This is a genomic window from Nocardia sp. JW2, assembly GCF_051843015.1.
GTDB lineage: Bacteria > Actinomycetota > Actinomycetes > Mycobacteriales > Mycobacteriaceae > Nocardia > Nocardia coubleae.
In genome coordinates, this window is the sequence record NZ_JBPXLK010000019.1 from 99,332 (window position 1) to 120,779 (window position 21,448).

Annotated in this window: 18 protein-coding genes; 3 read left to right on the top strand and 15 right to left on the bottom strand. The window is 67.6% G+C overall.

The window, feature by feature from the left end:
- Positions 1-16: 16 nt before the first annotated feature.
- Entirely contained in the window at positions 17-2,950 is a 2,934-nt protein-coding gene (gene topA / locus ACSVDM_RS23390) for a type I DNA topoisomerase (RefSeq protein WP_439267845.1), read from the bottom strand.
- Positions 2,951-3,218: 268 nt separating this feature from the next.
- Positions 3,219-3,425: a cold-shock protein gene (locus ACSVDM_RS23395; protein ID WP_019044597.1), complete on the bottom strand. Its 207-nt coding sequence runs from the start codon at positions 3,423-3,425 to the stop codon at positions 3,219-3,221.
- A gap of 434 nt (positions 3,426-3,859) precedes the next feature.
- Here ACSVDM_RS23395 and ACSVDM_RS23400 point away from each other — a divergent pair, with 434 nt between their 5' ends.
- Positions 3,860-6,250, top strand: a complete 2,391-nt coding sequence (locus tag ACSVDM_RS23400) for a DEAD/DEAH box helicase (protein WP_439267848.1) — start codon at positions 3,860-3,862, stop codon at positions 6,248-6,250.
- Between the two features lie 297 nt (positions 6,251-6,547).
- Here ACSVDM_RS23400 and ACSVDM_RS23405 read toward each other — a convergent pair whose 3' ends face one another.
- From ACSVDM_RS23405 to ssd, 7 genes are all read right to left on the bottom strand, one after another.
- The gene (locus ACSVDM_RS23405) at positions 6,548-7,105 is read right to left on the bottom strand and encodes an Rv3654c family TadE-like protein (protein WP_439267850.1); all 558 of its coding nucleotides are present in this window, start codon (positions 7,103-7,105) and stop codon (positions 6,548-6,550) included.
- Positions 7,102-7,416, bottom strand: a complete 315-nt coding sequence (locus ACSVDM_RS23410) for a TadE family type IV pilus minor pilin (protein WP_439267852.1) — start codon at positions 7,414-7,416, stop codon at positions 7,102-7,104. Before ACSVDM_RS23410 ends, ACSVDM_RS23405 begins: the two co-directional genes overlap by 4 nt.
- Positions 7,417-7,457: 41 nt before the next feature.
- On the bottom strand, positions 7,458-7,667 hold the full coding sequence (locus ACSVDM_RS23415) for a DUF4244 domain-containing protein (protein ID WP_067495857.1): 210 nt from the start codon (positions 7,665-7,667) through the stop codon (positions 7,458-7,460).
- Between the two features lie 72 nt (positions 7,668-7,739).
- Complete coding sequence (locus ACSVDM_RS23420) at positions 7,740-8,363, bottom strand: type II secretion system F family protein (protein ID WP_439267854.1); 624 nt, start codon at positions 8,361-8,363, stop codon at positions 7,740-7,742.
- Positions 8,364-8,644: 281 nt separating this feature from the next.
- Entirely contained in the window at positions 8,645-9,301 is a 657-nt protein-coding gene (locus ACSVDM_RS23425; RefSeq protein WP_439267856.1) for a type II secretion system F family protein, read from the bottom strand.
- A 478-nt stretch (positions 9,302-9,779) separates the two neighbouring features.
- Positions 9,780-10,961 carry a TadA family conjugal transfer-associated ATPase gene (locus ACSVDM_RS23430; protein ID WP_439267858.1) on the bottom strand — a complete coding sequence of 394 codons (1,182 nt, stop codon included), beginning with the start codon at positions 10,959-10,961 and terminating at the stop codon, positions 9,780-9,782.
- Entirely contained in the window at positions 10,961-12,046 is a 1,086-nt protein-coding gene (ssd, locus tag ACSVDM_RS23435; protein ID WP_439267860.1) for a septum site-determining protein Ssd, read from the bottom strand. The genes ACSVDM_RS23430 and ssd overlap by 1 nt, the downstream gene beginning before the upstream one ends.
- A gap of 370 nt (positions 12,047-12,416) precedes the next feature.
- Here ssd and ACSVDM_RS23440 point away from each other — a divergent pair, with 370 nt between their 5' ends.
- Complete coding sequence (locus ACSVDM_RS23440) at positions 12,417-13,277, top strand: HAD family hydrolase (protein WP_439267862.1); 861 nt, start codon at positions 12,417-12,419, stop codon at positions 13,275-13,277.
- A 433-nt stretch (positions 13,278-13,710) separates the two neighbouring features.
- Here the strand turns inward: ACSVDM_RS23440 and ACSVDM_RS23445 are convergent, their stop codons facing one another.
- The 6 genes from ACSVDM_RS23445 to ACSVDM_RS23470 form a co-directional block, all read right to left on the bottom strand.
- A complete protein-coding gene (locus ACSVDM_RS23445) occupies positions 13,711-14,457 on the bottom strand; it encodes an oxidoreductase (RefSeq protein ID WP_067495868.1) in 747 nt (248 codons plus the stop codon).
- Positions 14,458-14,468: 11 nt separating this feature from the next.
- Positions 14,469-14,633 (bottom strand): hypothetical protein, encoded by a 165-nt coding sequence (locus tag ACSVDM_RS23450; RefSeq protein ID WP_157104681.1) that lies wholly within the window; start codon positions 14,631-14,633, stop codon positions 14,469-14,471.
- Positions 14,634-14,831: 198 nt separating this feature from the next.
- Positions 14,832-16,499 carry an ABC transporter ATP-binding protein gene (locus tag ACSVDM_RS23455; protein ID WP_439267865.1) on the bottom strand — a complete coding sequence of 556 codons (1,668 nt, stop codon included), beginning with the start codon at positions 16,497-16,499 and terminating at the stop codon, positions 14,832-14,834.
- Entirely contained in the window at positions 16,496-17,425 is a 930-nt protein-coding gene (locus ACSVDM_RS23460; protein ID WP_084476813.1) for an ABC transporter permease, read from the bottom strand. Before ACSVDM_RS23460 ends, ACSVDM_RS23455 begins: the two co-directional genes overlap by 4 nt.
- Entirely contained in the window at positions 17,418-18,344 is a 927-nt protein-coding gene (locus tag ACSVDM_RS23465; protein WP_439267868.1) for an ABC transporter permease, read from the bottom strand. The genes ACSVDM_RS23460 and ACSVDM_RS23465 overlap by 8 nt, the downstream gene beginning before the upstream one ends.
- Before the next feature lie 59 nt (positions 18,345-18,403).
- Complete coding sequence (locus ACSVDM_RS23470; RefSeq protein ID WP_439267870.1) at positions 18,404-20,029, bottom strand: peptide ABC transporter substrate-binding protein; 1,626 nt, start codon at positions 20,027-20,029, stop codon at positions 18,404-18,406.
- Positions 20,030-20,360: 331 nt separating this feature from the next.
- Between ACSVDM_RS23470 and ACSVDM_RS23475 the strand changes: the two genes are divergently transcribed.
- A partial coding sequence (locus ACSVDM_RS23475; protein ID WP_439267872.1) for an AMP-binding protein occupies positions 20,361-21,448 on the top strand: 1,088 nt, incomplete at its 3' end.

The following is a 21,448-nucleotide window of genomic DNA, read 5'->3' on the forward strand; positions in this document are numbered from 1 at the left end:
AGAACGTACTCGCGCGTCAGTCTTCGCTCGCCCCAGCGCTTTTCGCTGTCGCCTTCTTGGCAGGGGCCTTCTTCGCAGCAGTCTTCTTCGCGGTCGTCTTCTTTGCTGTGGTCTTCTTGGCCGCCGTCTTGGTCGCCGTCGACTTGGCCGCGGTCTTCTTGGCGGGGGCCTTCTTGGCCGCCTTCTTCGCCGTCGCCTTCTTCTTCACCGGGCCACGCGCACGCCGTTCCGCCAGCAGCTCCGAGGCGCGCTCGTCGGTGATCGACTCCACTTCGTCACCCTTGCGCAGGCTCGCGTTGGTCTCACCATCGGTGACGTACGGACCGAAACGGCCGTCCTTGATGACCATCGGGCGGTCGGTGGCCGAGTCCTTGCCGAGCTCGCGCAGCGGTGCCGCGCTCGCCGCCTGCCGCCCACGCCGCTTGGGTTCGGCGTAGAGCTTGAGCGCCTCGTCCAAGGTGACGGTGAACAACTGCTCTTCCGACGCCAGCGAACGGGAGTCGGTGCCCTTCTTCAGGTACGGGCCGTAGCGGCCGTTCTGCGCCGTGATCTCCTCGCCCGAGGTGGGGTCGTTACCGACCACGCGCGGCAGCGACAGCAGCTTCAACGCGTCGTCGAGCGTGATCGTCGACAGATCCATCGACTTGAACAGCGACCCGGTGCGCGGCTTGACCTCCGCGACCTTCTTCGTCGTCTTCTTCGCGGGTGCGGCGGCGGGGTCCGGCGCGGGCGGTTCCGGCAGGATCTCGGTGACGTACGGCCCGAAACGTCCTTCCTTGGCGACGATTTCGTGCCCGGTGGCCGGGTCGACGCCGAGCGAACGACCTTCCTGCGGCGTCGAGAACAGCTTCTCGGCGACCTCGGGAGTCAGCTCGTCGGGCGGCAGATCGTCGGGCAGGTTGGCGCGCTGCGAGATCGGATCACCGTCCGGGTCATCGGGATTGACGACCATGCGCTCCAGATACGGCCCGAACCGGCCGACGCGGACCACCACATCGCGACCCTCGTCGTCGACGAACATCTTGATCGAGTTCACTTCGCGCGCGTCGATGTCGTCGAGCTGCACGGAGACCATCTTCTTGAGGCCACCCGAACGCGCGACCGAACCCTCGGCGCCGTTCTCGCCACCGAAATAGAAGCTGGACAACCAGTTTCCGCGCTGCTCGCGGCCACCGGCGATGGCGTCGAGGTCGTCCTCCATGGCGGCGGTGAAGTCGAAGTCGACGAGCCTGCCGAAGTACGCCTCGAGCAGACCGATCACCGCGAAGGCCACCCACGACGGCACCAGCGCACTGCCGCGTTTGTACACATACCCGCGGTCGAGAATCGTCTTGATGATCGAGGAGTAGGTCGAGGGGCGGCCGATGCCGAGTTCCTCGAGCGTCTTGATCAGCGAAGCTTCGGTGTAGCGGGCGGGCGGGTTGGTGCTGTGGCCATCGGGGTTCAGTTCGACGGCGGTGACCGCTTGGCCCTCTTCAAGGGCGGGCAGGCGCGACTCGGCGTCGTCGGACTGGCCGCCCGCCTCCTCGTCGACACTCTCGACATAAGCCTTGAGGAAGCCGGGGAAGGTGATGGTGCGGCCCGAGGACGAGAACACGCACTCCTCACCGGAACGCGCGGTGCCGGTGATGCGGAGGGTGAGCGTGGTGCCGCGTGCGTCGGCCATCTGCGAGGCGACAGTGCGCTGCCAGATCAGCTCGTAGAGGCGGAATTCGTCCTGGTCGACCTTCGACGCCAGCTGGCCCGGCGTCATGAAGGTGTCGCCCGACGGGCGGATCGCCTCGTGTGCCTCCTGCGCGTTCTTGACCTTGCGGTTGTACTGACGCGGCGTGGGCGACACGTACTCCGCGCCGTAGAGCTGGGTGGCTTGCGAACGGGCCGCGGCGATCGCCGACTCCGACAGCGTGGTCGAGTCGGTTCGCATATAGGTGATGTAGCCGTTTTCGTACAGCCGCTGCGCGACGCGCATGGTGCGCTCGGAGGTGAACCGCAGCTTGCGGCCCGCTTCCTGCTGCAACGTCGAGGTCATGAACGGCGGGTACGGCTTGCGCGTGTACGGCTTGGCCTCGGCCGAACTGACCACGAGGTCGACACCGTCGAGCGACTCGGCGAGCCGACGCGCGTACGCCTCGTCCAGCACGACCACACCGGAGGCGGACTTGAGCTGACCGTCGGAGCCGAAATCGCGGCCCGAGGCCACGCGCGCGCCCTCGACCTGCACCAAACGGGCGCCGAACGTACGCGGGTTGGTGGAGTCGGACTTCTCGTCGGGGCCCGCGTCGAGCTTGGCGGCGATGTCCCAGTACTCGGCGGAGCGGAACGCGATGCGCTCACGCTCACGCTGCACGATCACCCGGGTGGCCACCGACTGCACGCGACCGGCCGACAGGCGCGGCATGACCTTCTTCCACAGCACCGGACTGACCTCGTAGCCGTAGAGGCGGTCGAGGATGCGGCGGGTTTCCTGCGCGTCGACCAGGTCGTTGTCGAGGTCGCGGGTGTCGGCGGCGGCCGCGAGGATGGCGGGCTCGGTGATCTCGTGGAAGACCATCCGGCGCACCGGGACCTTCGGCTTGAGCGTTTCGAGCAGGTGCCAGGCGATGGCCTCGCCCTCGCGGTCGGGGTCGGTGGCGAGGTAGAGCTCGTCGGCGTCGGCCAGCAGGCCCTTCAGTTCGGCGACCTTGGCCTTCTTGTCGGGGCTGACGACGTAGATCGGCTCGAAGTCGTGATCGACGTCGACACCGAGGCGGGCCCAGGGCTGACCCTTGTATTTGGCGGGCACGTCGGCGGCGCCGCGTGGGAGGTCGCGGATGTGGCCGACGGAGGCTTCGACGGTGTAGTTGCGGCCGAGATAGGGCGCGATCTTGCGGGCCTTCGTCGGGGACTCGACGATCACGAGACGACGCAGGGGTCGCCCCTGGTCGGCTGAACTGCGGTCTCGTGTTGCCACCGGCGAACACCTTCCTTCTAGATCCGCGCCTCGGGAGGTCCGCTCGGAGCGCGGCTGGGGCAGACGGCGCGACGTTCGACATCGCCACCAGTGACGTTTATACCCTGCGCCCATGGGAAGAAGCGCCGTCGGCGGCTGGCGCCGGGGTTTTCAGGTGCGCGTGCTCGCGTGTCCCGGGTCTGCCGTTCTGGCCGATCGTACCCGGAAATGGCTCGTCCCCCACCTCCGCGCACGGGGGTGGGGGACGGGCGTAGTTGTGTTTCGCAGCTCAGGAGAGCGCGCGAACGCCGGTGGCCTGCGGGCCCTTGGTGCCCTGGCCGACCTCGAACTCGACCTTCTGGTTTTCCTCGAGGGTACGGAAGCCCGTGCCCTGGATCTCCGAGTAGTGGACGAAGACGTCAGCGGAGCCGTCCTCGGGCGCGATGAAGCCGAACCCCTTCTCCGCGTTGAACCACTTCACAGTTCCCTGTGCCATTCTGTTCCTTCTCTTTCTTACCGGAACGGCGGACAACTGGGTTCGTCCACCGGGTCCGTTGAGACCGCTGTACTGTTGGATCCCCCTGCAAGGAAAACCTGAGCACGGCGTTCGCAACATCGATCCTGCTGATGGTTGGACTTTGGATCCGTACCTCGAACACAGAAGCTTGCGACCGAGACCCAGTGAACCATGTCTCCGAGCAATTCAACAGTCGAGTTACCGACAATTTGCAAAATTCTTGATCTTGCGAATGCGCAGGTAAGGGGACGATTGGGTGTATCCGTACTTTCAGTCTGTTTGCTTAGGGATAACCGGGTGAGCTTCCAGCAAACCTCCTGTGACCCAGGTCGCTATTGGGTTACGAAAACCCAGGTGGCCCTCGGCGCACACACACGTTTCACACTTCCGATGTCGCATGAGAGGGCAACCGGATGAATCCGACAGAGCGGACCGAGGTCCGCGCGTCGTCCGCGGCCGAAAGTTACGGTCGATCGTTGCTGAATCGTGTCCTGCTCGATGCGGCATCGAGCACTGGTCCGCTGACCCATGTCGCGGAGCTGCCCGCGCGGCCCGCCCGCACGACGGTCTGGCCGGATTGGGTGCCGTCGGAGCTGGTCAGCGCGCTGAGTGCCCAGGGAATCGAGCGGCCGTGGGCGCATCAGACGCGCACCGCCGAGCTCGCCGCAGCGGGCGAACACGTCGTCGTGAGCACCGGAACCGCCTCCGGTAAGTCCCTCGGCTACCAGTTGCCGGTCCTCACCGCCCTGCGCGACGACCCGCGCGCGACCGCCCTGTACCTGTCCCCGACGAAGGCTTTGGGTGCTGATCAGTTGCGGGCCGTCGGCTCGCTGATCCACGACAACCCGCTGCGCGAAGCCCATCCGGCGAGCTACGACGGTGATACTCCCGCCGAGGTCAGGCAGTGGGTTCGGGCCAATGCGCGCTGGATCTTCACAAATCCGGACATGCTGCACGTGGGGGTGCTGCGCTCGCATCAGCGCTGGTCACGGGTGTTGCGCAACCTCCGTTACGTGGTGGTCGACGAATGCCACGCCTACCGAGGAGTGTTCGGGTCGCATGTCGCGCTGGTGCTGCGCAGGTTGCGAAGGCTCGCGCGGTTCTACGGTGCCGATCCGGTGTTCATCCTGTGCTCGGCCACCAGCGCCGATCCGGCCGGGTCGGCGAGCCGGCTGGTCGGGGCGCCGGTCACCGCCGTCACCGAGGATGGTTCGCCGTCCGGCGCGCGGACTGTCGCACTGTGGGAACCGCCGTTGAGCACCGCGGTGACCGGGGAGAACGGGGCGCCCGTTCGGCGTACCGCGACGGGTGAGGCCGCCAAGATCATGGCGAGCCTGGTGGCCGAAGGGGCGCGGACGCTGACCTTCGTGCGTTCCCGGCGCGGAGCCGAGTTGATCGCGCTCGAGGCGCGTCGAGTGCTCGCTGATACCGCCCCTGAGCTGCGAGAACACATCGCCGCCTATCGCGCCGGTTATCTCGCCGAGGACAGGCGGGAGCTCGAGCAGGCGCTGTCGCGCGGCGATCTGCTCGGCGTGGCGAGCACCAATGCGCTCGAGCTCGGTGTCGACATCGCCGGTCTCGATGCCGTCGTCATCGCCGGTTTTCCCGGCACGGTCGCGTCGTTCTGGCAGCAGGCGGGCCGAGCGGGCAGGCGTAGGCAGGGTTCGCTGGTGGTGCTCGTCGCGACCGACGATCCCCTCGACACCTATCTCGTGCATCACCCGGAAGCCCTCCTCGACCGACCGATCGAGGCGACGATCACCGACCCGTACAACCCGTACATCCTCGGTCCGCAACTGCTGTGCGCCGCGCTGGAGCTGCCGCTCACCGACGCCGAGGTGACCGAGCTCCGGGCCGCCGACTTACTCGCTGACCTGGCCGAACAGGGCCTGATCAGGCGCAGGCCCGGATCCGGGCGCCTACCCGCGCGCTGGCATGTGACGGCACAGAGCCACCCGCACGACGCCGTCGACGTGCGGGGCGGACTGGGCACGCCCATCGCGATCGTCGACGCCGAGAGCGGGCGGTTGCTCGGCACCGCCGACGCCGGCCGGGCACCGGCCACGCTGCACGACGGTGCCGTGCACCTGCATCAGGGCGAGACCTACCTAGTCGACGAACTCGATCTCGACGGTGGTGTCGCGTTCGTCAACGAGGTGGACCCAGGTTTCACGACCAGCGCCAGACAGGTCACCTCGATCAGCATCGAAACGGTGCTCGAGCAGCGGGTATTCGGCGCGGTTACGACGGCATCGGCGCAGGTCGCGGTGACCAACCAGGTCATCGGCTACCTGCGCACGCTGGTGACCGGCGAGGTGCTCGACCAGGTGGAACTCGACCTGCCCGCGCAGACCCTGCACACCAAAGCCGTCCTCTACACCGTGACGCCGCGGCTGCTCACCGCCGCGGGTATTTCCGACGACCAGCTTCCCGGCGCCCTGCATGCCGCCGAGCATGCGGCCATCGGGATGTTGCCGCTGGTGGCGGGGTGTGACCGCTGGGATATCGGCGGTGTCTCCATCGCCGAGCATCCCGATACCGGCGCGCCGACGGTGTTCGTCTACGACGGCCAGCCGGGTGGCGCGGGCTTCGCCGAGCGCGGGTTCGCCCAGCTCAGCGCATGGTTGTCGGCAACGCTCGACGCGATCCGCAGCTGTGGGTGCCACGAGGGTTGTCCGTCCTGTGTGCAATCACCCAAGTGCGGCAACGGCAACAATCCGCTCGACAAGGCGGCCGCCGAACGTCTCCTGGTGTCGGTGCTCGGTGAACTCGCAAGCCATTCCGACGGCTCCGCCACAGCGTGATGCCGCCGTCGCGTCATCGTGACCGCTGCTACACCCCACCGAAAGTTTACTGGTCAGTTGTCCGAATTTGCCCTGACCAGTCCAAACGGCCTGGGTGTTACTCGTCGGTAGAATAAAAAGGAATCTCCTTCCATTAACTGACACATTGCCAATCAGGCATCGATGGTGTTCATCGTCATTTGTTTCATTTTTTTCGCGGCGCCTCCAATAAAAGCGCTGGAAATGGCTGGGGCGGCGTTCCGGTAAATTCCAGTTAGTTCAGGCCGGAAGCAAGCCGACCTGTGCGAACGCGTGGCATCACCCGCTCTCCTCGACCGGGCCCGCCCGCGCCGCGCCGACCACGGACCGCACACCGAACACCCCGAGCCCCACCTGCCGTTCGACCGTCACCACGGCATCCCACTGCTCCACCTCGCACCGTGACAGGCGCGCCCCCATCCGCCGCGCGACATCGTCGGCCTCCGCGCACCCCACCTCCGCCCCCTCCACCAAAGCGCCCGCAGCGGCCAGCGCCCCGAGATCGGCCGCTGCCTGCACTCGATGTCGTGCCACCACCACGGCACCGACCTGCCCCACCATCAAGGTCGAACAAATCAGCCCAGCCAACGCCACACATGCGAAAGCTGTCGCACCACCCTGCTCGCCCCCGGAGGCTGCGGACCGATACCGCCGCGGATCGAGGTAGCCCGAGCCTCGTCGGCGCCCGGTACCACGGCGGCCGCGTGAGCCCTGGCCTATTGGGTGCAGTACCTCGGCGAGTGCGGTGCGCATCAGTCCTGAGTCACGTGGGCAGGGAGGACAGGCCGCATGGTCGACAGATGGCGGCGTGTCCCGAGGAGAGATCGGTGTAGTCATGGCTGGGTTCCGGGTTCGATGACGGCTACCGCTTCGGCTAGGAGGTGCAGGCCGGGGAGTAGTGGGGTGGTTGCGGCGACCGTGGCGATGACGCGGTCGCCGTCGTTGCGGAGTTCGACGGTGGCCCCGGGTGGGGCGACGGTGCGGCCTGCGGCGACGGCGTGGGTGGTGTCACCGCGTGCGGCCAGGCGCGCGGTTTCGCGGGCGGCGTCGACACAGCGCACCTGGGTCGACGCCGCGAGCAGTGCGCCGACGCAGAGGGCGACCGCGCATACGAGGGCGGCGAGGGCGATGGCGGCCTCGACCGTCACCGCTCCCGTATCGTCTGTGAGACGGCCTGCGCGACAGCGGTTTACACGCTGGTGTTGAGTGCCTTGTCGATGATCGATGTCAGCGCGTTGACGATGTTGTCCCCCGTGACCACCGCGTAGAGCACCGCGCCGAAGGCGGCCGCGGCAATGGTTCCGATCGCGTATTCCGCCGTCGACATCCCGGCGTCGTCGAAGAGCAGACGGGTGAAGCGGGCTCGAACCTCCAGGCAGACGGTGCGTACGTGCGTCATCGTGATCCCCTCTCATTTCCCACCGCGCGGACGATCCGCCCGGTGACGTTTCGTGGCCCGTGTGGCGGGCGTTCACGGCAGGCCGCCGTTGCCGAGGACCCGGCCCGCCAAACCGACTACGACGGGGACGATCCCGAGGCAGACGAAGGCGGGCAGGAAGCAGAGACCGAGTGGGCCGCCGATCAGCACGCCCGCACGTTCGGCGCGTGCCACGGCGGCGTCTTCCACCACTTCGCGCCGCTGCGTTGCCAATTCGGCGACCGCGGTCGCCAGCGAAGCGCCCGACCGGGCCGAGCGTCGCGCCATCCGCGCCAGCGACTCGACTTCGTCGGCACCCGCGGAACCGACCGCGTCGGCGGCGGCGCGCTCCCATGCCGTGGTGGCGTCGGCGCCGAGTGCCAGTAGGTCGGCGGCCCGCAGCAGAGCCGCGCACAAGACCGGTGGCGCGGTGGGAGCGCTGGCGCGGGCGGCTGCTGCCATCGGCAGCCCGGCTCGCAGGCACGCGGCGAGCAGATCGAATGCCGAAGCCGACCCCAACGGGTCCGCCTTCGCCGTCACCCGCACCGGAGCCGGTGCCGCCGCAGGCCCGAGTCCTCGCAATCGCCGGCTGACTGCCACCCTCCCGGGCAATACCAGCAGCGCAACAGCCAGAATCAGCACCGCGAGCGGTAGCGGCGCACCGAAATCATGCTGCACAACAACCCCTTTCACTCGACATCGACAACCGTCCACACCCATCCACAGCTCTGTGCACAGTCCGCATCCGCTGGTGTGCGGACTCTGGTCGGCGCGTGGGCGGTGCATGCCTCGCCGGGTCGGCACACCCGATGCACCCCGGCTCGGGTCGGCCCCAGGCGGACGAATACATGCGGTCAGCCTCGGCCGGCGTGCATCAACGCGCGTGTGCACTCGTCCTGGTGGGGACACCCTCCACAGCAGTTCACAAGTCGGCGGTGACTCGACACTCATCGGAACGCTCATGCCGTCCCCCTTCGGGTGATGACATCCGTCCACAGCAGTCCACAGCAGGCCAACGCGGCGCCGAGGGGTAGTAGGAATTCGCCTGCCGGAGAGGCGAAGAGGACGGACAGGGGCGCGGCGCCCATCAGCTGGCCGAGTCCTACCCCCACGAGCGGGAGTCCGGCGAGGACCGTGGCGGAGGCTCGGGCGCCTGCCAGCGCGGATTCGGTGCGGTCGCGAAAGCGGGTACGGGCGAGGAGATCGGTGCGGGCGGCGGAAAGGAGTTCGGCCAGCGCCAGGCCGTGTTGCTCGGCGACGCGCCAGGCGGTCGCTATCCGCGACAGCTCCTCGGCGACAACGGAATCCGGATGCACCAATCCATCGGCGCCCGAACCACCGAGACGGCTTCGACCCGCGCTGATCGCGAGCACGCGCGCCGCCTCACCCCGCGACTCGCCCGCAGCCGATTCCGCCGCCGCGCTCGGGTGAGCTCCCACCCGCAGCTCGCCGACGACAGCTTCCAACCCGGCCAGCAGATGCGCGCATTCCTGCCGACGCTCCCGCTCAGCCTTCCCGCGCCGATTGCGCACAGCCACAGTCACACCGAGCATGAGCGCGGCCGACCCCGTTCCGACTCCGAAGCCGAAAGCCGCACACCCCAACAGGATTCCCACACACCACTCCACAGGCACACGCGGCGACCGGCCCCGCTGCGCCACCCCGAACAGCCGCGCGAACCTCCGCTGCCCTCCCGAAACCGGAAGCACAAGCACCGCGACCGCACAACAGAGCAATCCGACGCCCATCTCTCTCACCTCCACTCACGTTTTGCGACAACACGTTCGACGAGCAGCTTTTGTCCACAGGCGTCCACATCGGTTGAAGATCTCTCGCCCGTCGACGGAGCCGCATACCTGCCCGACAACAGAGGAGAAACCGCCTGCACCGTCGCGCCGGTACGCGACTCGCCCGCCAGAGCTCTGTGCGCGTCACTCTTGGGAGCTCTGTGCACAACTCGCGACGAGCTCCTCGAGGCAGCGGCGCAGGAAGGCGAGGAGCTCGCAGCCTCGCGCCTCGTCTCGCAACGCGGGAAGGTGCGGACCGAGATCGGTTGCGTCTGCCGACGGCCGGTAATAAGCGCAGATCAATCACTCATCCGAGCCTCGATTCCAGGAGCCGAGCCAGTTCCGGAGCGCCCGGGGTCGGGGCCGAATCGGAGCGCCAGGCGGGGGTGATCTGGATGGAGTCGTTGTCGCGCTGGAGGATTCCTATTTCCCGGAGGCCTCGGGTGCCGTCGGCGCGGCGGTGGACGTGGAGGACAACCTGGACCGCTGCGGCCAGCTGGCTGTGCAGGGCGGCGCGGTCCATTCCGCCGAGGGCCGCGAGGGCTTCCAGTCGGGCGGGAACTTCCTGGGGTGAATTGGCGTGAACTGTTCCCGCTCCGCCGTCGTGGCCGGTGTTGAGGGCGGTGAGCAGATCGACGACCTCCGCGCCGCGGACCTCACCGACGACGATCCGGTCGGGGCGCATCCGCAGCGCTTGGCGGACCAGATCGCGAACAGTGACCTCGCCTACCCCTTCCACATTGGCCGTGCGCGCCACCAGGCGCACCACATGTGGATGTACGGGCGCCAGCTCCGCGGCGTCTTCCACACAGACGATCCGCTCGGCGGGATCCACGGCCGCCAGCAGCGCGGACAACAAGGTCGTCTTTCCCGCACCGGTTCCGCCGACCACGAGGAATGCGAGGCGGGCGCGCACGATATCGCCGAGCAGCGCACGGGCCGCGGGAGGTAGCGAGCCGGCGGCCGCGAGGGCATCGAGTCCCTGGGTAGCTGGGCGCAGGACGCGTAGCGACAGGCAGGTGCCGTCGTGGGCGACAGGCGCGAGAACGGCATGCAGCCGCACGCCGAACGCGTCGCCGAGTGTTGCCTCGGTGCCGGTGAGTTTGCCGTCGACCCACGGCTGGGCGTCGTCGAGCCTGCGACCCGCCGCCAGGGCGAGACGCTGGGCGAGCCTGCGCACGGCCGCTTCATCGGCGAAACGCACGTCGGTGCGCTCGAGGCCGTGGCCACGATCTATCCACACCGCATCGGGCCCGGTGACCAGAACATCGGCGACGCGCGGATCGTGCAGCAGCGGTTCGAGCAGGCCTGCGCCGGTCATCTCGGTCTGCAGCAGACGCAGGGCGCGCAGTAGGTCGGTGTCGGCGAGGACACCGCCCGCTTCGGCGCGGATCGCGGCGGCGAGTTGGGCGGCATCGGGTGCGCCCGCGTGTTCGGCGAGGCGTTCGCGGACTCGCTCGAGCAGGTCGACGGTGACGAATGTCGTCATCACACCTCAGCCCCGACCATGGCGAGAACCGCGTCGGCCGCGTCGCGCAGCGGACCGCGCCTGCGCACGCTGAGCCCGCCGCGTTCGAGCCGCGCGGCCAGCCCGGCTTGTCCACGCACGGCCGCGAGCAGCGGCAACCCGAGCACCTCGGCCACCTCCGCGCCGCGCAAGCCGCCCGGCGCCGGGCCACGAACCACCAGGCCCCTGTTCGGGTTTCGCTCGCCGAGGTACGCCGACACCACCTCGGCGGCGGCTACCGAACGCAACCGCGCGGGCACGACGAGAACGACGAGATCGGCGGCATCGACCATCACGTCGGCCGCCGCACCGCGCTCCCCCGACACATCGCAGACGACCAGATCACCTGCGGACCTACCGGATTCGATCACCGCACGCACCGCCGCGGGCGCCAGTTCGGCGGGCGGACCCGCGCGCCCGCAGGAGAGCACAGCCAACCCGGGACAGGCGGCAGGCAGCGCGTTGTGCAGCGCGGCAGCGGAAACCCGCCCGTCCTCGATCACCAGGTCGGGCCAGCGCAGCCCGGCGACGTTCTCCATCCCGAGCACGAGGTCGATGCCACCGTCCAGGGGCGCGCCGTCGATGAGTACCGCGTCGCGCCGCACTCGCAGCGCCGCACCGCGTAAGGCCGTCGCGGCGGCGAGGGTGGACGCGCCGGCTCCCCCACCCGCACCGGCCACGGCGACAACCACCCCCTCCCCGGTGCGCGCCTCGGCATGCTCGGCGAACTGCTCGACCAGCGCGACTGCCGCGCTCGGCAGCCCGACGACGCGTTCGGCACCGACGGCGGTGGCGGCCCGCCAGTCGGCAACGGCCGGTTCACCTTCGGTGACGAGCACGATCCCCGCCCGTCGTGGACAGCCCGCCGCGGCGGCGGCGATCGCGGCATCGGTGTCGAGGATCACCAGGCCCGCGCCCGCCCAGGCGTGCCTGCCGACGGGCATGTGCCGTTCGTCGGTGACCCGCTCGGCGGCCGCGGCCACCCGGCGCACCTCGGCGCGCAGCCGTTCGTCGCGCACGAGCACGAGGGCGGGCGAGATCGGAGCGGAGGTGGGGGCGAGGTTCATGCGGTTCAGCGTGCTCGCGGAGGACCTCGGCCGACACCCGTCGAACGGCGATTGTGGATAACTCGCGGGGTGTGGATAACTTCCGAATACGCTGCCGGATGAAAGTAATCGTCCTGAAAATAGAGGACGGCCCCAGCCGGGGGGGAGGAGGCTGGGGCCGTCGGGTTCAGCCCCGGGGGGTCGGGCTGAACGCGCCTGGACCATGTCCAGGTGTCAGCAATACTACACCCATAACCCGCCGACGGCGCAAGTAGCGTCGGCCGACATTCTTCGGCGATTCGCGCCCTCCGGCGTCCGCGGGGCAAACGCCGAACAGTTGCCTGAGCGGGCGGATCCCCCACCCGTCGGTGCGCGTGCCTATCCTGTTGTCGTGACCGCCGAACGCCGCCAGACTCCGCCTACGGACACAAGACTCGATTCCTCGGGCCGTGCACCGACGGCCGGCGGGCGGGTGGCCGCGTTCTTCGATCTCGACAAAACGGTGATCGCGAAATCGAGCGCGTTCGTGTTCAGCAAACCCTTCTACGCGCAGGGGCTGATCAACCGCAGAGCCGTACTGGAGAGCAGCTACGCGCACTTTTTGTTCCTGCTGTCGGGTGCCGATCACGACCAGATGGAACGAATGCGGGCAAACCTGGCCAACATGTGCGCGGGCTGGGATGTGCAACAGGTGAAATCCATTGTGGCCGAGACGCTGCACGAGTTGGTCGACCCGCTGATCTACGCCGAGGCCGCCGACCTGATCGCCGATCACAAGATCCGCGGCCACGATGTGGTGATCGTTTCGGCGTCCGGCGAGGAGATGGTCGGGCCGATAGCCGAGGCGCTCGGCGCCTCCCACACCGAGGCGACGCGGATGGTCGTCGAGGACGGAAAATACACCGGCGAGATCGAGTTCTACTGCTACGGAGAGGGAAAGGTGGCCGCGATCGAAAAGCTGGCCGCCGCAGAGGGTTACGACCTGTCCCGGTGCTACGCCTACTCCGACTCGGCGACCGACCTGCCGATGCTGAGCGCGGTCGGCCACCCGACCGCCGTGAACCCCGACCGCGCGCTGCGCAAGGAGGCCGTCGCGCGCGGCTGGCCGGTGCTCACCTTCTCCAATCCGGTGTCGCTGTGGTCGCGGTTCCAGGCGCCGTCGAGCACCACGGTGGCGGCGACGGCGGCGGTCGGGCTCAGCGCCGTCCTGGCGGGCGCGATCAGCTACCGGTTGCTGCGTAAACGCCGCTGACCTGCGACGCAGCCTTGACCCGCAAGCACGGATCGCCGACTGACACGCCGAAAACAGGCGGATTCGGTAATGCCACAGAAACGCTTGAAGTGAGTGCGGTCACAGTGTAAGAATGGAGTCACGGAAGGACGGAAGGCCAAGACGGGACCGGAAGAGAAGGTTTCGCCTCCCATCCCACCCTTCCCAGCACGGACGCCAGGCACCCACGCGGAGCGCGCCGCGACAAGGGCAGCAGAGTTGTGGGCCTGCGAAATTCGGGCAGTCGTCGGCGAGAGCCTCGCACAGGTTGCGGGGATGAACCGGCGGGGTTCGGATGATCGCCGAGGCCACCGAACACAACCCACCCCAGCACGCTTGGTAACCAGGTGTTCCGTGCTAGCGGGCGGCGAAGTCGAGCAATCGGCACGCCGCCCGTTTCGATGTGTGGGGAAGGTCAGCCCGCGGCCGCGTCGGCGATCGAGTTGGCCTCTCGCGCACCGTCTTCGAGCGCACCCGCACAGAACAGCACCCATCCGCCGACACCCTCCGGTGTGCCCATGCCGAAGCCGGCGGCCGCATCGAGGTAGGCCTGCCTGCGACGCAGCCAGAACACCTCGGGAACGCCGAGGCTGCGGGGATCGAGCCCGGTCGACACCGCGACCAGTCGCGACGCCGCGCGGGCGACCACACCGTCGGCGGTACCGAACGGGCGAAGTGTCATCAGCTCGCCGTGCACCACGGCGGCGATCACCGGCGCGGGCGCCGTGCTGGTCTGCACGGTCTGAGCCAGCAGGTCCAGCCGCTCCGCCACCCCGGGTACCGGGCGTGGCCTGCCGAGTTCCTGCTGATCGGTGACGAGGTCGGCGGCGGCGAGCAGATGCAGCCGGGCCAGCGCCTGCAGCGGGGCGCGGCGCCAGGTGCCGACCAGGTTGGTGAGCGCGTCACCGTCGAGCGCCTGGCCCACCCGCAGCGCACCGGCCAGCACCGGATCGCTGACCTTGCCGTCGGCAGGCAGATCGGTGCTCGCGCCCTCGATGGCAGCCGACGAACGCGCCGCGCGGACGGCGGCCTCGGCGGCGGTGGTCGCCCAGCCGCGCCGGTTGGACTTGTGCCGGTGCACCGCGGCGAGCGCGTCGCGCGCCTTGTCGGCGGCCTCACGCACGCCGGGCAGGTCGACCAGGGGCTGCAGCGGATCAGTCACGACATACGAGGCTACCGTTCCAGCGCACCGTCCCCGACGGCCACATGCAACCCGCCCGCCCTCGGCCAGACCCGGTCGGGCCACAGCACCTCTGCCAGCCGCTTCGCCGCCGGCGTCTTGGCCCGGCGCCGACGCGCCTCCAGCTCGGCCTGCCGCTCCGCATCGATTCGATCCACCGGCGCCTCCCCACCTCAGCGAGCCACGTCGCACCACCTCGGACCCGTCAACGATACGCCGCTGAGCTGCGCTGACGCCGCCATTTCACGAGCTGCTGCCCCCGCAGTCCAGCGACAGTCCCGGCCAACGTTCTCGCTACTCAACCCAAGCCGACAACCATCGCTATCCAGCCGCCGATGCCCGCCGACGCACAACCACTACCCAGCCAAGAGCTCCCGCCCCGGAATCGCCTCGAGCAGATCCCGCGTGTACTCCTCCCGCGGCGCGGCGAACACCTCATCCGTCGTGGCCGATTCGACGACCTTCCCGGCTCGCATGACCAGCACGTTGTCCGCGATCTGCCGGACGACGGCCAAGTCGTGGGTGATGAACAGGTACGTCAGCCCCAGCTCGGCTTGCAGGTCGTTGAGCAGCGTGAGGATCTGTGCCTGCACCAGCACGTCGAGCGCGGACACCGCCTCGTCGCAGACGACCAGTTCCGGCGACAACGCGAGCGCCCTGGCGATCGCCACCCGCTGACGCTGCCCGCCGGACAACTCGTTGGGGTAGCGCCGCAGCACCGAGGACGGCAGCGACACCTTGTCGAGCAGGTCGCGCACCACCTTCTCGCGTTCGGCGGCGGTGCCGATCTTGTGCACCCGCAGGGGTTCTTCGACGGTGCGGAAGATGGAGTACATCGGGTCGAGGGAACCGTAGGGGTTCTGGAAGATCGGTTGCACGCGACGGCGGAAGGCGAAGGCGCCCTTGCTGTCCAGCGACGACACCTCCTGACCGTCGAACACCACCGAGCCTGCCGTCGGTTCGAGCAACCCGAGCACCATCTGCGCGATGGTCGACTTGCCCGAGCCGGATTCACCGACGATCGCGGTGGTCGTGCCGCGTTCCACGCAGAAACTCACGTCGTCGACGGCGGTGAAAGCCGACGACTGCCACGGTCGTTTGCCGCGAATCTTGAACGTCTTGGTGAGGTTTCGCACGTCGAGCACGGTGTCGGGCAGCGCCTCGGTGGCGGCCACCTCGACGGCACGGTCGCGCACCTTCGCCCGCTGCCGCGAGGACGACATCCGCTGCGCCGCCAGTGAGGGCGCCGAATTCACCAGCTTCTTGGTGTAGGCGTGCTGCGGGTCGCGCAGGATCTGCAGGGCCGGGCCGGATTCCACCACCCGCCCGCGATACATCACCACGAGGTGTTCGGCGCGTTCGGCGGCCAGGCCGAGGTCGTGGGTGATGAGCAGCACGGCCGTCCCCAGCTCGGTGGTGAGCTCTTCGAGGTGACCGAGGATCTGGCGTTGCACGGTGACGTCGAGCGCCGAGGTGGGTTCGTCGGCGATGAGCAGTTTCGGCCTGCACGACAGCCCGATCGCGATGAGCGCGCGCTGGCGCATACCGCCGGAGAACTCGTGCGGGTACTGATTCACCCGCCGCTCGGCATCCGTCATCCCGGCCTCGGTGAGCAGTTCCACCGCCCGTTCGCGCGCGGCCGCACCCTTGGCGATGCCGTTGGCCTCCAGGGTTTCCCGGATCTGGAAGCCGATCTTCCACACCGGATTCAGGTTCGACATCGGGTCCTGGGGAACCAGGCCGATCCCGTTGCCCCGGACGGCGACGATCTCCTTGGCGGAGGCCTTGGTCAGGTCCTTGCCCTCGAACCGGATGGACCCGCCGGTCACCTTGCCGGTGCCGGGCAGCAGATCGATGATCGCATGCGCGGTCGTCGACTTGCCCGAGCCGGACTCGCCGACGATGGCGACGGTCTGCCCGGGGTAGACGGTCAGATTCACCCCGCGCACGGCGGGCACCGGCTTGCCGTCGGAGGTGAAACTCACCTCCAGGTCGCGGATTTCGAGCAGGGGTTCGGTGGTCATCGGGTGCGCTCCTTCGGATCGAGCGCGTCGCGCACCGCGTCGCCGAGCATGATGAAACTCAGCACCGTGATGGCCAGCGCGGTCGCCGGGTAGAACAGGATCGGCGAGGTACGGATCTCGGACTTGGCACGGGAGATGTCGGCGCCCCAGGCCACGATGTCGGGCGGCAGACCGACACCGAGGTAGGACAGCGTGGCCTCGGTGACGATGAAGACGCCGAGCCAGATGGTCGCCACGACGATGAGCGGGCTCGCCGCGTTCGGCAGCACGTGCCGCATCAGCGTGCCGAACCGCGACACACCGAGCGCCTTCGCCGCCGTGACGTATTCGCTGTTCTTGGCCTCGATCACCGCGCCACGGGCGATGCGCGCGGCCTGCGGCCAGGTGAACGCCACGAGGATCGCGATCACCGTGGCAATCCCGGCCGGGCGGAGCAGCTGCAGCAGCACGATGGCGGCGAGCACCATCGGGATGGCGTAGAAGATCTCGGCGATGCGCGAGACGACGGTGTCGAGCAGGCCGCCGTAGAACCCGGACAGCGCGCCGAGCACCCCGCCGACCACCAGGAACAGCAGCGCCGAGCCGACGCCGACGGTCACCGAGGCGCGGGCGCCGTAGATGGTGCGCGCGTAGATGTCGCAGCCCTGCTTGTCGAAACCGAACGGGTGACCGGGGCGGGGCCCGTCCATCCCGAATTCGCCGAGGCAATGGCGCGGGTCCTGGCTGGTGAACAGCGACGGCCACACCACGACCAGCAGTACGAGCACGATCAGCACGACGGCCACGAGGAATACCGGGTTGCGCCGCAGCCGCCGCCACGCATCGCCCCAGATGCTGGTCGGGGTGCCCGCGTCGAGCACGCGGTCGGTGGCGAGCACCTCCACCTCGTCGGCGGGGGCCACGAAATGCGATTGCTTGTCATGCATAACGGATCCTCGGGTCGAGCGCGGCATAGAGCAGGTCGATGACCAGGTTCATCAGCAGGAACAGCACAACGAGCACCGTCACGAACGACACCACCGTCGGCGGCTCACCACGGATGATCGCCTGATACATGGTTCCGCCGACACCGGGGATGTTGAAGATGCCCTCGGTGACGATGGCGCCGGCCATCAGCGCACCGAAATCGGCACCGAGAAAGGTGACGACCGGAATCATCGAATTGCGCAGAATATGCACCGAGACCACGCGCCGGCGGCCGAGGCCTTTCGCCGTCGCGGTGCGCACGTAGTCGGCGGATTTGTTCTCCGCCACGGAGTTTCGCGTCAGGCGCAGCACATAGGCGAACGAGAGCGAGCCGAGCACGAAAGCCGGGACGATCAGTTCACCGAGACTGGCGTTCCCGGTGACGGTCACCGGTGCGATGCCCCATTTCACACCGAGCAGGAACTGCGCGAGATAGCCGACGACGAACACCGGGAGTGCGATGATCACCAGGCTCGCGATCAGCATCGTCGAATCGAACAGTTTGCCCTTGCGCAAACCGGCGATCAAACCGAACAGGATGCCGAAGAAGCCTTCGATCAGTACGGCGAGAAACGCCAGTTTGATGGTGATCGGGAAGGCGCGTTCGAGTTCCTCGCGCACCGGCCTGCCGGAGAACGACGTACCGAAATCGAGGGTGAGAATGCCCTGCAGGTAATGCAGATATTGCATGATGAACGGCTGATCGAGGTGGTAGCGGGCGCGCAATGCCGCCTCGGCCGCCGGGGTCAGCGCCTTCTCACCGGCCAGCGCCTTGATCGGGTCGCCGGGGATCAGGAAGACCATCGCGTAGATCAACAATGTGGCGCCGAGGAAGACCGGGATCATCTGGAGCAGGCGCCGGAGTATGTACCAAGTCATCATTCCTCCGAAAACGGCCGGGCCGAGCCACTTTCGTGACCCGGCCCGGCGGCGAGTGGTTACTTCTCGATGTTCTCGAAGTCGAACAGGCCGTTCCAGGCGAGTTCCGCCTTGGTGACCCGGTCGGAGCGGCCCGCGGCGGCGATGTAATCGAACACCGGGATATCGGCCATATCCCGAATCAGGATCGCCTGTGCCTGCCCGATGAGTTTGTAGGACTCCTCCTTCGTCGCCGCGGCCATGGCGGCGTCGAAGAGGCGGTCCACCTCGGGGTTGTTGTAGTTGACATTGTTGGTCTCGGAGTAGCTGTAGTAGTTCGACCCGAGGAACTGCATCATCGTCGGGTAATCACCCTGCCAGCCGTAACGGAAAGCGGTGCCGATGGTTTCGGCGTTCACCGCGTCACGCACGTCCTTGAACGTCGGCACCGGAGTGGCGACGGCGTCGATGTTGAGGGTGTTCTTCACGCTGTTGGCCACCGCTTCGATCCAGGCCTGGTGGCCGCCGTCGGAGTTGTAGGTGATGGTGTAGCGCGAACCTGCCCACGGCGACATGGCGTCGGCCTGGGCCCACAGCTTCTTGGCCTCCTCCGGGTTGTAGTCGAACACCTCGGCACCCGGGAGGTTCGCATCGAAACCGGGCAGTGTCGACGCGGTGAAATCACGTGCCGGGTTCCGCAGGCCGTTGAAGATCTTCTCGATGATCTGCGGCCGGTTGATCGCCATGGAAATGGCCTTGCGACGCAGCACGCCCTCCGCGCCCGCGAAATGCGGGACATTGGACTGGATGCCGATGTGCTGGTTCTGCGCGGTCGGCTTGGTGATCGCGCGGTCGCCGAGATCGCTCTTGTAGGTGCTCAGGGCGCTGTCGGGAATGGTGTCGAGCGCGTCGAGGTTACCTGCTTGCAGATCGGCGTAGGCCGTCTCGTAGGACTGGTACATCACGAAGCGCAGGCCCTTGTTCTTGGCGGGCCTACCGCCCGGGTAATCCGGGTTGGGCTTCAAATCGATCTTGACGTTGTGTTCCCAGGATTCGAAAGCATAGGGGCCGTTGCCGACCGGCTTCTCACCGAAAGCCTTCATGTCCTTGAACGCCACCTCGGGCAGCGGATAGAACGGGGCGTAACCGAGGGCACTCTCGAAGTCGATCGACGGCGACTCGAGTTCCACGGTGAAGGTGCGATCGTCGACCAGCTTCAGACCGGACATGGTCTGCGCCTTGGGCTGTTCGGCATTCACTTCGTCGAAACCGGCGATCTGGCTGAACGCGTAGCCCTGCAACTGCGCGTTGGTGCCGAGCGCGCCGTAATTCCAGGCGTCGACGAACGACTTGGCGGTGACCGTGGTGCCGTCGGTGAATTTCCAGTTCGGCTTGATGGTGATGCGATACGACTTGCGGTCGGTGGTCTCGATCTTCTCGGCCATCTCGTCGTGCGCTTCGCCGTTGGCGTCGTAGTACTTCAGGCCCGCGAACAAACGGTCGACCACGCGACCGCCCATGTTCTCGTTGGTATTGGTCGGTACCAGGGGATTCTGTGGCTCTCCCGCATTGGTGGTGACAATGCCGGCAGCGGCACTGTCATCGGACGAGCACGCGGTGAGACCGAGGCTTGTGGCCACTAGTCCCGCCGCGATCAGCGCGGTCGCTCTGATGAATCTCAACGATCTCTCCCGGTTCGCTTCCATGACATGAAGGGGGCGCAGTCATCTTCCGCGTCACATGTATCCCTACGGTTACATGCCGAATACGCGGAAAAGATTGCCGAACCCTTCCTGTTCGACAGAAAAAAATGAACAATTCTCGGAACCATCAGCTGAACGGTTGATCTAAAACGATAGCCCGGGATCGCCTGCCCTGTCCGCGAACTCACCGGATGAATCAAGCCCACTGAACGTCTCGGAAACCGAGCTCACGCAACGCTCACAAGGGGGCGGACACGTTCGTTACTGTCGAGGTGCCACGGCTGCGCCCTGGCGACCGACCCGACCGCACCAGGCATGTGAGGCTGACATCGACATGACCGAAACCGCTGCAGGACATCAGGATTCGTATCCGCCGAGCGCCGAGTTCGCGGCTGCCGCCAATGCCGGTGCCGAACTCTACGAGCGGGCCGACGCCGACCGCGAGGGCTTCTGGGCCGAACAGGCACGCCGCCTGCACTGGCACACACCCTTCACACAGGTCCTGGACTGGGACGACGCACCCGTGGCGCGCTGGTTCGCCGACGGCGAGCTGAACATTAGTTACAACTGCGTCGACCGCCATGTTCTCGACGGCCACGGCGACCAGGTTGCCATCCACTGGGAGGGCGAACCCGGCGATTCGCGGGCGATCACCTATCGGGAACTGCTCGAGGAGGTTTCGCGGGCGGCCAACTACCTGACCGAGCTCGGGCTGGTCGCCGGTGATCGGGTCGCGATCTACATGCCGATGGTGCCCGAGGCGATCGTGGCGATGCTGGCGTGTGCGCGGCTGGGGCTCACCCATTCGGTCGTGTTCGCCGGGTTCTCGCCGAGCGCGCTGCGTCAGCGGGTCGACGACGCGCAGGCGCGGCTGGTCATCACGACCGACGGGCAGTGGCGGCGGGGTAAGCCCGCGCCGCTGAAGGAGGCTGTCGACGAGGCGCTGGCCGCCAAGGGCGATGTGCCGTCATCGGTGGAGCATGTGCTCGTGGTGCGCCGCGTGGGGACCGAGGTGCCGTGGACCGACGGGCGCGACCTGTGGTGGCACGAAACCGTCTCCGCCGCTTCGCCCGCACACGAGGCTCAGCCGTTCCCGGCCGAGCATCCGCTGTTCATCCTCTACACCTCCGGGACCACCGGGAAGCCGAAGGGGATCCTGCACACCAGCGGCGGATACCTCACCCAGACCGCCTACACCCATCACAACGTCTTCGATCACAAAGCGGGACAAGACGTCTATTGGTGCACCGCCGACATCGGATGGGTCACCGGACACAGCTACATCGTCTACGGGCCCCTGGCCAACCGCGCCACCCAGGTCGTCTACGAAGGCACCCCGAACTCCCCGAATGAGCACCGCCACTTCGAGATCATCGAAAAATACGGCGTCACCATCTACTACACCGCCCCGACGCTGATCCG

Excerpts from the sequence above, each read along its gene's own strand:
- ACSVDM_RS23395 (WP_019044597.1), bottom strand. The coding sequence starts at position 3,425 with ATGGCACAGGGAACTGTGAAGTGGTTCAACGCGGAGAAGGGGTTCGGC.
- ACSVDM_RS23400 (WP_439267848.1), top strand. The coding sequence starts at position 3,860 with ATGAATCCGACAGAGCGGACCGAGGTCCGCGCGTCGTCCGCGGCCGAA.
- ACSVDM_RS23405 (WP_439267850.1), bottom strand. The coding sequence starts at position 7,105 with ATGACTACACCGATCTCTCCTCGGGACACGCCGCCATCTGTCGACCAT.
- ACSVDM_RS23415 (WP_067495857.1), bottom strand. The coding sequence starts at position 7,667 with ATGACGCACGTACGCACCGTCTGCCTGGAGGTTCGAGCCCGCTTCACC.
- ACSVDM_RS23430 (WP_439267858.1), bottom strand. The coding sequence starts at position 10,961 with ATGACGACATTCGTCACCGTCGACCTGCTCGAGCGAGTCCGCGAACGC.
- ssd (WP_439267860.1), bottom strand. The coding sequence starts at position 12,046 with ATGAACCTCGCCCCCACCTCCGCTCCGATCTCGCCCGCCCTCGTGCTC.
- ACSVDM_RS23455 (WP_439267865.1), bottom strand. The coding sequence starts at position 16,499 with ATGACCACCGAACCCCTGCTCGAAATCCGCGACCTGGAGGTGAGTTTC.
- ACSVDM_RS23460 (WP_084476813.1), bottom strand. The coding sequence starts at position 17,425 with ATGCATGACAAGCAATCGCATTTCGTGGCCCCCGCCGACGAGGTGGAG.
- ACSVDM_RS23465 (WP_439267868.1), bottom strand. The coding sequence starts at position 18,344 with ATGACTTGGTACATACTCCGGCGCCTGCTCCAGATGATCCCGGTCTTC.
- ACSVDM_RS23470 (WP_439267870.1), bottom strand. The coding sequence starts at position 20,029 with ATGGAAGCGAACCGGGAGAGATCGTTGAGATTCATCAGAGCGACCGCG.